Origin of the sequence: Providencia sp. PROV004 (assembly GCF_011045615.1) — a bacterium.
GTDB classification, from domain to species: Bacteria; Pseudomonadota; Gammaproteobacteria; order Enterobacterales; family Enterobacteriaceae; genus Providencia; species Providencia rettgeri.
Genome location: NZ_CP042859.1, coordinates 1,094,989 through 1,108,281 on the forward strand (window position 1 = coordinate 1,094,989; position 13,293 = coordinate 1,108,281).

The following is a 13,293-nucleotide window of genomic DNA, read 5'->3' on the forward strand; positions in this document are numbered from 1 at the left end:
GAGGGTGAGGATAAAAGAAGGTAAGTGGTATGAATAGCCACTAATTCAATATTATCCATTTTATAGTTTTAGTGTAAAACTTAAAGGCCTTATGGGTAAGTTAGTGGTTGTGTTAAATTTGATAAGCTATAACATCTCAAATTTGATATACTACCTATAGTAACTAATCAAAAAGTATAAAATTTTCATTATTTTTCTGTGATATAGGGACTTCAAATTTGGCGAAAAGAACCTATTCTGTTCGGTATATTGCAGGTGAGCCCGCTAAACGTATTCAGCCGATGCCTGTTCATATGTTAGGTGAATCACTTCCAATCGGTTTACCACTGTTTGCAGCGGGTGAAACTCTTGATGTGGTTACATGGAATATTTACAAACAGCAACGTCCAAATTGGAAACACACCCTTAACGAATTAGTGAAAGATAGAAAACTAATCTTGCTGCAAGAGGCTCAAATGTCACCTGAGCTAATATCTTTTGCGGCATCACATAAATTAATCGCTGATCAAGTACCTGCATTACCTTTCTCGCCTCACCCTGCTGGAGTGATGACTCTTGCAGCTTCACATCCGATATACTGCTGTCCTTTACGAGAAAAAGAGCCACTTTTACGGCTAGCTAAATCTGCACTGATTACGGTTTATCCGTTACCAAATGGAAAACACTTGATGGTAGCAAATGTGCATGCAATTAACTTCAGCTTTGGTGTGGATGTTTATACTCGGCAATTAAGTAAGCTGGGAATTCATATTGCTAAACATGTTGGCCCAGTGATCCTTGCGGGTGATTTTAATGCATGGAGCAGGCAACGAGTAAATGCATTAAAACGGTTTATTCGTAGTGTTGGTTTAAAAGAAATTGCATTTAATGATGATTACCGTACTAAGGCCTTTGGGCGCCCTTTAGATTACGTATTTTATCGTGGATTGAAGGTTAAAAACAGCATTGTACTACCAACAGATGCTTCTGATCATAACCCTATTATGACCAAATTTACGCTTTCTAAGTAATTAAGATTATCTCCCTTATTTTCCCTCGTATTTAATTGTAGATTCGATGAACTACTTTTATAGGGAATATCAGATTGAAATCATCGTTTTTATACATTCTTTTCTTTTTTGCACAAATAGCTAATGGGTCTAGCTTATTGTTGGCAAAACATGCTGAACAGTTGCCTCGTTTAGTTATTTATGACTCATCTTATCGACAAATTTCTTATCCAAATGGTGATGTGCCCGAACAATATGGTGTTTGTTCTGATGTAGTTATACGAAGCTACCGAAAAATTGGTATTGATTTACAAAAATTAGTACATGAAGACATGAAAGCAAACTTTAGCCAATATCCCAGCCAACGTATATGGGGATTACGTAAGCCAGATACAAATATTGATCATCGTCGCGTGCCTAATTTAGAGGCTTTTTTTTCACGTAAAGGGAAAAATAAGCCTATTTCAAAGAGTGCCAGTGATTATGTGCCTGGCGATATTGTCTCATGGCGTTTAGATAATGGTCGGCCACATATCGGTGTTGTAACTTCGATAAAGTCACCAAGTACACAAAGTTATTTAGTTATGCACAATATAGGATATGGCCAAGTTGCTGAAGATGTTTTATTTCGTTGGGATATTGTTGGACATTATTCTTATTAAATGAAATTGTTTTTATGTAATATAATTCTCATAATTATAATTTCCATAATTAACTTATTCGTCAGGTTATATATATATAAGTGATTAGTTTTATTTGTTGTTTTTTAAACTATACCCTAATTATTGTATTGGAATTAATTTTCCATGGGCTATATTTATAACTGGTAGGCATAGCGTATAAAACTTAATTAATTATATATACGGTGGTTAATGTAATGAAAAATATAATTATTGTAGGCGGTGGGACTGGTGGAACGATGCTAGCGAATACACTTGCCAGAAAATTGAGTAAAGAAATTTTTTCGAAGAAAATAAAAATAACATTAATTACTGATAATCCAATCCATTATTATAAACCTGCATTTATGTATGTTGCTTTTAATTTATTTTTTAAGGATGAACTGAGTCGCCCTGAAAGAGAATTGCTAAGACCTGAAATAGAGTTAGCCATTGATAAAATTGAGTCCTTTGATTTTAAAAATAAAGCGCTAAACTCAAAGGATGGAAAAAAATATAATTATGATTTTCTTGTTATTGCGACAGGTTGCGTGCCGAAACCTGAGCGCATTGAAGGTTTAAAGGATATTGGTAACCATTTTTATGCTTATGATGCATCGAGAAAGCTAGCTGACCAATTGGCTAAGATTGAAAAAGGTCGAATTTTTATTACGGTATCATTCCCTGAAACGCCAAATGTACCCCATCAGTGTGGTATCGCACCGATGGAAACAACTTTAATGATTGATGAATTTTTACGTAAACGTCGAGTTAGGGATAGTATTGAAATCGTTTATACCTATCCAACAGTTTCACAATTATTGCGTAACTGTTTATTCATGCAACAACCTGTTTGTGAAGTTATTCCTGAAGTATTTACTGCTAAAAATATTAAAGCTCAGAGAGGGTTTACTTTAGATAAAGTTGATCCAGATAAAAAAATAGCTTATTCGAAAGAAGGTGATGAGCAAAATTTCGACTTATTGATCAGTACTCCGCCAATTACCGCGGTTGAGGCAGTTATTAATACCGGATTAAGTGAGCATAATAATGGTGAAGGATGGCTGCCAACTGATCACGAAACTATGCAAGTTTATGGTGTAGATGGTGTTTATGTTATAGGTGATACTGTTGATTTACCGATCAGTAAAGCAGGTGGAAGTTGCCATAATCAGGCTGCAATTATAGCTGATAATATCTGCGGAGAATTAATTTATGGTTATCCCGCAGCTATCTATGATGGGCGAGTTCAAGCTGTTGCTCAAATGGGATTAACGGCAGGGATGCCTTTACAATACGATTATAAACACGATGTTATTCCTACGCCTCCGACTAAATTAGGGGGATTACTAAGAAATGGCTTTAATAGAGGTATTTATTGGGCTGCTATTCGTGGCTTAGTTTAAGGAGGAAATCAAAATGTCTAATAATGAAAATCAAAGTAAACTAGTTGAACTTCTTAATTCTGAGTCGGGTGATCATTTCGCAGACAAATTAGCACCGCTATTACAATTGAATCGTTTAGATAATATTGTTGATTTACTTTCTCTAATTTCTGACCTTATTGACATTACTGATAATAGCACGGTAGAAAAACTGGCAAACTCATTTGAGGATACTCTAGCGCCAGTCTGGGAATTCGGCACTGCATATAATATGGCTAAAATGGAGGAAATATATAATAGTAAAAATCCAAATTTTCGTTCGGTGTATGCTTTATTAAAAGATCCAAATACATTACGTGGAATTAGTACCGTTTTACGAACCTTGCAAATAATGGGTTCTCGATTGTCTTCCCCCCAAGAGGGATAATATTTCGGAGGTGGTATGATATTAGATAAATTGTATTCTTTTGATACGCGTGTGATACATAATTACTATGATGCAGCCGAAAATTTAGGATCACTCGCTTCTCCTATTTATCAAACGTCAACTTACGTATTTGATAGTGTTGAAGAAGGTGCCGCTTGTTTTAGCGGTGAATCGGATGGGTATATTTATACACGAATAAATAACCCAACATTAAGTTTGTTGGAAAAGCGGCTTGCTGATTTAGAAGAGGGAAATGCAGCAATTGTATTTTCTTCAGGGATGGGGGCAATAACATCGACTCTTTGGACCTTACTAAGCCCAGGAGATGAGCTGTTAGTTGATATGACGGTTTATGGCTGTACATATGCATTCTTTCATCATGGGTTAGCTAAATTTGGTGTCAAAGTTCGTCACATTGATATGAGTGACCCAAATAATGTGGCACAGGAACTCACTGAAAAAACAAAGATGATATTTTTCGAGTCACCTGCAAACCCAAATATGCGCTTAGTTGATATTAATGCTGTGAGTAATATCGTTCATCAATATAACCTTGCAAATAACCAAGAAATATTGGTGACAGTAGATAATACCTATAGTACTCCTTACATTCAAAAACCACTTGAGCTTGGGGCGGATATCGTTGTTCATTCATTAACGAAATATATGAATGGACATGGTGATGTGATGGCTGGCGCTGTTATAACAACTGAGGAATTAGCGAAGCAAATCAGATTGGTTGGCCTGAAAGATATGACTGGAGCATGTTTATCCCCTCATGATGCAAACCTGATATTGCGAGGAATGAAAACACTGCCAATCAGAATGGAAAGGGTGGTTGAGAATGCACAGAAAGTTGCAGAATATTTGGCTTCGTTATCTGAAGTTTCTCAGGTTATGTATCCAGGTTTACCGAGTTTTCCGCAATACTCATTAGCTAAAAAGCAGATGAAGCTACCCGGGGGAATGATTGCTTTTGAACTTAAAGGGGGCCTTGAGGCGGGTAAGCAGTTTCTGAACCGTCTACAGCTATTTTCTTGTGCGGTTAGCTTAGGTGATTGTGAGTCATTGGCTCAGCACCCTGCAAGTATGACCCATTCTACTTACACTGCTGAGGAACGAAAACAGTATGGGATTAGTGATGGGCTTATTCGTTTATCAGTTGGGTTAGAAAGCGCTAATGATTTGATTGCCGATATTAAGCAAGCGCTCATTTGATACCACTATAGGTAACAAAAGGCCCTATATCATATAAATATAGGGCCTAAATTCACTTTACGAATACTTTAGTCGATTAAGATTTTTGAAATTTACGCATGACAAAGAAGGTGACGCTCAATATAGCGACCCATGCAAACCCGACGAGAAGGGCAACTTGTGTATCTTTAAAGAAGCCAAGTAGCGCAATAACAAAGACCATAAATGCAATAGTAATTGCAGGACCAATCGGCCAAAATGGAACTGGGAATTTGAGTTTTTTAACTTCTTCAGCGCTCATTTGGCGACGCATTGCGACATGAGAAAGTAGGATCATTAACCAGACCCAAACAGTTGCAAAGGTTGCGATTGATGCAATAATCACAAAGATTTTTTCTGGAAGTAGGTAGTTCAAATACACGCCGAGTAACATTACCACGGACATCACCATCACAGTGACCCAAGGCACCCCACTTTTCGTTAACTTGGTAAAGACTTTTGGTGCCTGCTTGTCTTGAGCCATACCATACATCATACGACCAGCACCAAAAATATCACTATTGATAGCTGAGACGGCTGCTGTGATCACCACGATATTTAAGATATTTGCCGCTGATTGAATACCTAAGCTATCAAAAATTTGGACGAATGGGCTGCCATTCTGACCAATTTGATTCCACGGATAGATGCACATCAGAATAAAAAGTGTTAACCCATAGAATAATAAAATACGAATGGGTACTGCATTGATTGCTTTAGGAATAGTTTTTTCTGGATTTTGTGCTTCACTGGCGGTAATACCGATCACTTCGATACCCCCAAAGGCGAACATTACGATAGCTAAGGATGCAATAACACCTTCAATACCGTTAGGCATAAAGCCACCGTGTTCCCAGAGATTTTGGATACCTACCGCATGGTCAGTTTCTTGGCCGAAACCGTAGAACATTAAGAAGGTACCACCAACAATCATTGCGATGATTGCGGAGACTTTCACGATAGACAGCCAAAATTCCATTTCACCGAAAATTTTAACATGGCATAAATTGAGCGCACCAATAAATAGCACGATACTTAATACCCATACCCATTGGTCAACATGTGGAAACCAGAACCCCATGTACATCCCGAAAGCGGTAATATCAGCCAAGCACACGACTAACATTTCAAATACGTAGTTCCAGCCAGTCAAAAAACCAGCGAGGGGGCCCATGTAATGGCTAGCGTAGTGAGAGAATGAACCGGGTACTGGGTGATGCACTGCCATCTCGCCTAAGGCTCGCATGACCATAAATACAGCGGCACCACCGACCATATAAGCGAGTAAAACTGCTGGACCTGCCGCTTGAATGGCAGAAGCAGAACCATAAAATAAGCCGGTACCAATCGCTGACCCTAGAGCCATAAAGCGAATGTGCCGAACACTCAGCCCCTTTCTGAGTTGATTTTGTTCACTACTTTGCATGTCTTTTCCTGTCTTTTTCTTCGTTCGATATGTTGTTCCGAATATGCTTTCGGTATTGTTTATTCAGTCGGACGTACTTTATTGAACCCTAAGGTGGCTACATTATCACAAACTTCCTTGTTCGTGAGATAGATATCTGCAATATAATGCGTGCTTAGCTAACTATTTTAGGAGTGATATGAAATACCCAATTAATGAAATTTTCCAAACCATTCAGGGAGAGGGGGTTTTTACTGGTGTTCCTGCTGTGTTTATTCGTTTACAGGGCTGCCCAGTTGGATGTAGCTGGTGTGATACCAAACAAACATGGGAAAAAGAACAAGATAAAGAATCGACCCTAGGGGATATCGCACTTAAAACGATTGATTCAGATTTATGGGCCATGGCAAGCGGTGAGGCATTGATTCAATTAATGAAAGAAAAACACTTCAGCGCACAGCATATTGTTATTACCGGCGGTGAGCCTTGTATTTATGATTTACAGCCACTGACTGGGATATTAGAACAACACGGATATCAATGCCAAATTGAAACTAGCGGCACATACCCTATTCAATGCACAGATAACACATGGGTTACCGTATCACCAAAAGTCGGTATGAAAGGAGGGTTACAGGTGATCAGCCAAGCAGTAAATCGTGCTAATGAAATTAAGCATCCTGTTGCTCGCGAAAAAGATATTGAGGCTCTTGAGAAAATTTTAGCATTACGTACTGTCGAGCCCTCTCCATCAGTGGCATTGCAGCCAATTAGCCAAAAGGCGGCAGCAACAAAATTGTGTATTGCAACCTGCATTCAACGTAACTGGCGGTTATCGATTCAGACACATAAGTATTTGGATATTCAATAATAAAAATAGCGATAACCTAGCAGTAACCCCCAATAGTTTGAAAACGCTTATTGGGGGTCTTTAAATTATCTAAATGGTTGGTTTAATGGTACTTCAGGATCTGGCTCGTGAGTAATACGGTTACGTAAGTCACGGCGGATAATTTCAATAGACCAAAACCAAATTAAATGACCAAATATTTCTGACACATTCTCATACCATGGCAGGTCGAAAAGTGGAGGGGTGAGCCCCATTAGAGGGAATGAAATCATGTGGACAAATAATTGCGCCAGTGCACCTGCTAACAACCCTTGCCATAGCTTAATTTTAGGGAATATTTCAGCAACAATGCAATACCCGACCGCAAACACGATAGAAAATATGATGTGAGTAACACCCACAGAGTTAAAAACGTGCCCAGCAAAGGTATAAACTGCAGAGTTAGGATCTGCAATTCCTAACCAATCTCTTAAGAAAATATAAGGTGGATTGAGGAAATTGCGTGAGCAGTCAATTTGTTCTGCTGCACGAATCAGTGTTTCAGGTGAACAAGCGGCATTAAACATATCCGTTGGACTTCTTGGGGGTAATGGAACTTCAGCGCCCCACTTGACAAACGAAGAGACAATACCTGCAATTAAACCGATAAATGCTGCCAGCCCATAGCGCCTTCTGGACTTAGGTGTTTGTTGAAATAGATTCATTTTCCCTGCCTTATTAAAAGTAAATAATGATAAATAATAGATCAGGTTATAATTTGATGCACTATGTCAAATAAATGTTTTTATATCCTTAATGTTAAGGGGGGAATATCAGCCACTGATTTATTGCCTTAATCTCGACCTTAATAACGTATGGATCTTTAGGATTTAGCCTGTAAAAGGCAGTCAGGAAGCTTTCTATACAGCGTTGGGCATTGATATTGGTGATGAGTGATGGGTGATGAGTCGAAAGTGAGGATATAGGGATTTAGCCCCTCATTTATGTTCAAAACCTATTAGGCTTGCCGCTAAGTCAGCGGTCTGAGGAGCGTGTATCCCTATGTTATGTGACTTTTTTAACGCATTAACTTTTAAGCTTCCCCGCGATAGACGCAGCCTGCATTGCAGGTTTCTTTTACAGTAACCGCACTTAATAATGGTAGTAAAGGCTTAGTTTGTTGCCAAATCCACTGGGCTAACACCTCACTAGTTGGGTTTTCTAACCCTTCTATATCATTTAAATAGTGATGGTCTAAGCGTTCCCAAATAGGCTTAAAAGCGGCTTTTACATCGGAGAAATCAATAATCCAACCACTATGTGAGTCGACTTCACCGGTGATTTCTAAACGCACCATGAAAGAATGGCCATGGAGTCGGCCACACTTATGACCCTCTGGTACATGAGGAAGTTTGTGGGCGGCTTCGAAAGTGAAATCTTTATAGATTGTTGTGCTCATATGTGGCTCCTTGTTGTGAATAAACAGCGTATTGTACTGCATTTTTAGGTGAAAATATCTTTAATTACTAAAATAGCGTTAACCGCTTTTATCAATATGATCCATCAGTTAATTGCTTTAGGCTTTTTAGTTATTAATTATGGCTATCGTTTCTTATCCCATTATCTAGGGTTGTTATAACCTAACGGCATACCCTATATGTTTCAGGTACTGCGGTATTTTTTGCTTTATTACCCTAATTATTTGGGGGAATGGGCAGGTATTAGGTTGTCGGTCTTTTCTGGGGTAATGACATGGCATCGTTTTTTTAAATCAAAGATGAATAACGCTGGGGTTACAAGATAATGACAAAAAAACAGCCGCCATTAGCGGCGCTGCCAATATCTGTTGAGCAATTAACACGTTTACAGACGGCCGTTGATGATTTTTCATCTCATCAACTCGCATGGCTTTCTGGGTATTTGTGGGGAGTGGTAAATCAAAATACGCAAGTTGATGCATCGGTCAGTACGCCTGCAGTTACGCAAGACACTATCACAATTATCTCAGCTTCACAGACAGGAAATGCACGTCGCCTATCAGAGCAGCTCAGAGAGCGCTTGGTTGCTGAAAAAATTAGTGTGAACTTAGTGAATGCAGGGGATTATAAATTCAAGCAAATCAACCAAGAGAAAGTGTTGGTTATTGTAGCGTCAACACAAGGTGAAGGGGAACCAGCCGAAGAAGCGGTTGCACTGTATAAATACCTTCATTCTAAAAAAGCCCCTAATTTATCACAAACCAGCTATGCGGTTTTCGCGCTGGGAGATTCTTCTTACGAAAAATTTTGCCAAGCGGGTAAAGATTTCGATTCGCAACTTGCATCATTAGGGGCAGTATCATTAACCGAGCGAATTGATGCAGATGTTGAGTATCAAGCGATTGCGAGTGAGTGGGTTGAAAACCTCACACAAATTTTAAAAGCTCGCGTTCCTGCTCAAAGTGATAGCCAATTATTGGCGACTCAAACAGGAAGTGTGAATGAAATTCATTCATCACCTTATAGTAAAACTGCGCCATTAACAGCGTCTCTTCTGAGTAATCAAAAGATCACCAGTCGAGACTCGCATAAAGATGTTCGCCATATTGAAATTGATCTCGGTGACTCTGGTTTACGTTATCAACCTGGTGACGCGCTAGGTGTTTGGTTCGATAATGACCCTGCTTTAGTTGATGAGCTGGTGGCTTTGTTGTGGTTGCAAGGTGACGAAGAAGTCTTTATTGGTTCACAGCGCCATTCACTACGCGATGCGCTAATTTATCAATTAGAACTGACACAAAATACCCCAGTAATTGTTGAAAAATATGCTCAGTTGTCAAAAGATGATGCGTTGTTGTCATTGATTAGCGATAAAGCCGCTATTTTGCACTACGCACAAAATACGCCAATCGTCGATATGGTACGCCAAGCGGCATCTCAGCCTACTGCCCAAGAATTTGTTGACCTACTGCGTCCGCTAACCCCTCGTTTGTACTCGATTTCTTCTTCCCAATCTGAGGTAGAAAATGAAGTTCATGCAACGGTTGGGGTTGTCCGCTATGAGATTGATGGTAAGGCACGTACTGGTGGTGCATCAGGTTTCTTAGCTGACCGCTTAAATGAGGATGATGAACTTCGCATATTCATTGAACACAATGATAACTTCCGTCTTCCACAAGACCCAAATACGCCTGTGATCATGATTGGCCCTGGCACCGGGATTGCGCCATTTCGCGCTTTCTTACAGCAGCGTGACAATGACGGTGCGACAGGGAAAAACTGGTTATTTTTTGGTAACCCACATTTTGTTGACGACTTTCTCTACCAGGTGGAATGGCAGCGCTATGTCAAAGACGGTTTATTAACCCATATTTCATTAGCATGGTCCCGCGACCAGCAAGAAAAAATCTATGTACAAGATAAACTTCGCGAACAAGGTGAAGAAGTATGGCAATGGTTACAAGAAGGTGCGCACATCTATGTATGTGGTGATGCAAACCGGATGGCCAAAGATGTCGAACAGGTATTATTAGATATCGTCAGTCAATACGGGAACATGGATAGTGAAGAAGCTGATGAATTTTTAAGTGAGCTGCGCGTAATGCGCCGTTATCAGAGGGATGTTTATTAATGAGCAATGAACAACAACAAAAGCCCTTAATTGTCGAAGGTAAACTTGCTGACAGTGAACGCATGAAGCAAGACAGTAATTACTTACGTGGAACCATTAAGGATGACTTAAAAAATGGGTTAACGGGAGGTTTTGAGGGTGATAATTTCCTGTTGATTCGTTTTCACGGGATGTATCAACAAGATGACCGTGATATTCGTGCCGAGCGGGCGGAACAAAAACTCGAACCTCGCCATGCAATGATGCTGCGTTGTCGTTTGCCGGGCGGCATAATTACGCCCAAGCAATGGCTTGATATTGATAAGTTTGCCACGGAGCACACGCTGTATGGCAGTGTGCGTATTACGAATCGGCAAACATTTCAGTTTCATGGCATCCTCAAAGGGGATGTAAAGCCTGCCCATCAAATGCTAAGTCATGTTGGTTTAGATGCCCTTGCAACGGCGAATGATGTTAACCGTAACGTGTTATGCACTTCTAACCCTGTGCAATCCGAATTGCACCAACAAGCCTATGAATGGGCAAAGAAAATATCTGAACATTTATTACCGCGCACTAGTGCTTACGCGGAAATTTGGTTAGATAAAGAAAAGATAGTGACAACGGATGAAGAGCCAATTTTAGGGCAAACTTATTTGCCACGAAAATTTAAAACCTCAGTCGTGATCCCACCACTAAATGATGTGGACTTGCATGCAAATGATATGAACTTTGTTGCAATTGCCCAAAACGGTGAGTTGATCGGTTTTAACGTGTTGGTGGGCGGTGGCCTTGCTATGACTCATGGGGATACCGCAACATTTCCTCGCTTAGCCAGTGAGTTTGGGTTTATTCCATTAGACAAAACATTAGCCATTGCAGAAGCGATAGTCACCACTCAACGGGATTGGGGCAATCGAACTGAACGTAAAAATGCAAAAACCAAATATACCCTTGAACGTGTAGGAGTCGATACTTTCAAAGCAGAGGTCGAAAGGCGCTCTGGTGTAACTTTTGAGCCCATTCGGCCTTATCAATTCACTGAACGTGGTGACAAAATTGGCTGGCTCAAAGGGATTGATAATCGCTGGCACTTAACATTGTTTATTGAAAATGGTCGATTAATTGATTTAGAAAATAAGCCATTAAAAACCGGTGTGGCCGAAATTGCGCGTATTCATCAAGGTGATTTTCGTTTAACGGCAAACCAAAACTTAATTGTCGCGGGGGTGCCTGAAAGTGAAAAAGCGGCAATTGAAGCGATTGCCAGATCTCATGGGTTAATGAGTGATGACATAACGGCGCAACGTGAAAACTCCATGGCTTGTGTATCATTTCCAACTTGCCCGCTCGCGATGGCGGAAGCCGAACGCTTTTTACCTGAATTTATTAGTCAGGTGGAAAGTATTATGGCCTCTCATCAAGTGGCCAATGAACATATCGTTTTGCGGATAACGGGTTGCCCTAATGGCTGTGGGCGAGCGATGTTGGCAGAGGTTGGGCTGGTCGGTAAAGCTATTGATAGATATAACTTACATTTAGGTGGAAATCGCATTGGTACTCGTATTCCACGCATGTATCGTGAAAATATTAGCAGTGCGGAAATTCTAACCATTTTAGATGAATTAATCGGTGACTGGGCAAAGGCACGCTTGCCTGACGAAGGGTTTGGCGATTTTCTTATTCGCACCAATGTCGTAAAACCGGTATTGAATTCAGCCATCGATTTTTATGAGGTAAAGGAGGCGGTATGAGTCGACTTGAGCTAGCAACACTCACCGCACTCGATAAGCCCCAACAAGTCGCTTATCTCGCGGAGTTTAATTCCCAGTTAGAAGCTATGAATGCATTGCAACGGGTTGAGTGGGCGATTGAATATTTACCCGCAGAGTTTGTGTTGTCTTCCAGCTTTGGTATCCAAGCGGCACTAACATTGCATATGGTGACGCAAATTGTGCCAAATATCCCAGTTATTTTAACGGATACCGGTTATTTGTTCCCAGAGACCTATCAATTTATTGAGGCGTTAACAGATAAGTTGAATTTAAATTTACAGGTGTATCGAGCAAAGCAGTCACCTGCTTGGCAAGAAGCGCTATATGGTCAACTTTGGACGCAAGGGCTTGATGGTATTGAGCGTTATAACCAATTGAATAAAGTTGAGCCAATGGAGCGCGCGTTACATGAATTACAGGCACAAACTTGGTTTTCAGGTTTACGGCGAGAGCAATCAGCAAGCCGCGCAAATTTGTCTGTGCTAGGTATCGGAAAAGGCATTTTTAAAGTTTTACCAGTGATTGATTGGAATAATAAGCAAGTTTATGAATATCTAACAAAATATGATTTACCCTATCATCCTCTGTGGGAGCAAGGGTATTTATCGGTTGGTGATACCCATACAACTCGCAAATGGGAAGAGGGAATGAATGAAGAAGATACTCGTTTTTTTGGATTAAAGCGTGAATGCGGGCTGCATGAAAACTAAATACTCGTCATAATTCAAGCCGCAGCGTTGTTGGCTACGTGCATTCGCACTAGTCACATACTGGTGTATGCTCCTAGTGACTCATTTACTTGCCGCCTAGCTGCAACGTGAATTATTTAGAGTATTAATTTAGTCATAATTCAAGCCGCAGCGTTGTTGTCTACATGCAACTCGAATTATTTAGGGTATTGAATATAAGCAAATAATAACTAAATAAATAAAATATTTGTTTAATTACAAAGGAATACTTTTGTATTTAAAAAAGTATTTCAAGCTAATTATTAAATTAA

General features: G+C 40.0%; 12 protein-coding genes. 9 read left to right on the top strand and 3 right to left on the bottom strand.

Annotation, left to right across the window (positions count from 1 at the left end):
• Positions 1 to 218 precede the first annotated feature (218 nt).
• The 5 genes from FVA69_RS04840 (at position 219) to megL (ending at position 4,678) form a co-directional block, all read left to right on the top strand.
• The gene (locus tag FVA69_RS04840) at positions 219 to 1,010 is read left to right on the top strand and encodes an endonuclease/exonuclease/phosphatase family protein (protein ID WP_004913919.1); all 792 of its coding nucleotides are present in this window, start codon (positions 219 to 221) and stop codon (positions 1,008 to 1,010) included.
• Positions 1,011 to 1,105: 95 nt separating this feature from the next.
• Positions 1,106 to 1,651, top strand: coding sequence for a DUF1287 domain-containing protein (locus tag FVA69_RS04845; RefSeq protein ID WP_375372867.1), 546 nt, complete (start codon positions 1,106 to 1,108; stop codon positions 1,649 to 1,651).
• 215 nt (positions 1,652 to 1,866) lie between these two features.
• Positions 1,867 to 3,054 (top strand): NAD(P)/FAD-dependent oxidoreductase, encoded by a 1,188-nt coding sequence (locus tag FVA69_RS04850; protein ID WP_123382448.1) that lies wholly within the window; start codon positions 1,867 to 1,869, stop codon positions 3,052 to 3,054.
• A gap of 13 nt (positions 3,055 to 3,067) precedes the next feature.
• On the top strand, positions 3,068 to 3,460 hold the full coding sequence (locus FVA69_RS04855; protein ID WP_004913913.1) for a hypothetical protein: 393 nt from the start codon (positions 3,068 to 3,070) through the stop codon (positions 3,458 to 3,460).
• A gap of 15 nt (positions 3,461 to 3,475) precedes the next feature.
• Complete coding sequence (gene megL / locus FVA69_RS04860) at positions 3,476 to 4,678, top strand: methionine gamma-lyase (protein ID WP_164528481.1); 1,203 nt, start codon at positions 3,476 to 3,478, stop codon at positions 4,676 to 4,678.
• A 76-nt stretch (positions 4,679 to 4,754) separates the two neighbouring features.
• Here megL and FVA69_RS04865 read toward each other — a convergent pair whose 3' ends face one another.
• Positions 4,755 to 6,122, bottom strand: a complete 1,368-nt coding sequence (locus FVA69_RS04865; protein ID WP_109911998.1) for an amino acid permease — start codon at positions 6,120 to 6,122, stop codon at positions 4,755 to 4,757.
• A 178-nt stretch (positions 6,123 to 6,300) separates the two neighbouring features.
• On the opposite strand from FVA69_RS04865, the gene queE reads away from it, so the two are divergent.
• Positions 6,301 to 6,972: a 7-carboxy-7-deazaguanine synthase QueE gene (gene queE, locus FVA69_RS04870; protein WP_109911999.1), complete on the top strand. Its 672-nt coding sequence runs from the start codon at positions 6,301 to 6,303 to the stop codon at positions 6,970 to 6,972.
• A gap of 65 nt (positions 6,973 to 7,037) precedes the next feature.
• Here queE and FVA69_RS04875 read toward each other — a convergent pair whose 3' ends face one another.
• Together FVA69_RS04875 and queD are read right to left on the bottom strand one after the other, a co-directional pair.
• Positions 7,038 to 7,655, bottom strand: coding sequence for a YagU family protein (locus FVA69_RS04875; RefSeq protein WP_004913904.1), 618 nt, complete (start codon positions 7,653 to 7,655; stop codon positions 7,038 to 7,040).
• Between the two features lie 368 nt (positions 7,656 to 8,023).
• Positions 8,024 to 8,389: a 6-carboxytetrahydropterin synthase QueD gene (gene queD, locus FVA69_RS04880; RefSeq protein ID WP_004913900.1), complete on the bottom strand. Its 366-nt coding sequence runs from the start codon at positions 8,387 to 8,389 to the stop codon at positions 8,024 to 8,026.
• A 344-nt stretch (positions 8,390 to 8,733) separates the two neighbouring features.
• Between queD and cysJ the strand changes: the two genes are divergently transcribed.
• Genes cysJ through cysH form a run of 3 tightly spaced genes read left to right on the top strand, consistent with a single transcriptional unit; the run spans position 8,734 to position 13,003 of the window.
• Positions 8,734 to 10,539, top strand: a complete 1,806-nt coding sequence (cysJ, locus tag FVA69_RS04885; RefSeq protein WP_164528482.1) for an NADPH-dependent assimilatory sulfite reductase flavoprotein subunit — start codon at positions 8,734 to 8,736, stop codon at positions 10,537 to 10,539.
• Entirely contained in the window at positions 10,539 to 12,272 is a 1,734-nt protein-coding gene (cysI, locus tag FVA69_RS04890) for an assimilatory sulfite reductase (NADPH) hemoprotein subunit (protein WP_110732231.1), read from the top strand. The genes cysJ and cysI overlap by 1 nt, the downstream gene beginning before the upstream one ends.
• Complete coding sequence (gene cysH, locus FVA69_RS04895; RefSeq protein WP_110732230.1) at positions 12,269 to 13,003, top strand: phosphoadenosine phosphosulfate reductase; 735 nt, start codon at positions 12,269 to 12,271, stop codon at positions 13,001 to 13,003. The genes cysI and cysH overlap by 4 nt, the downstream gene beginning before the upstream one ends.
• The last annotated feature ends 290 nt before the right edge of the window (positions 13,004 to 13,293 follow it).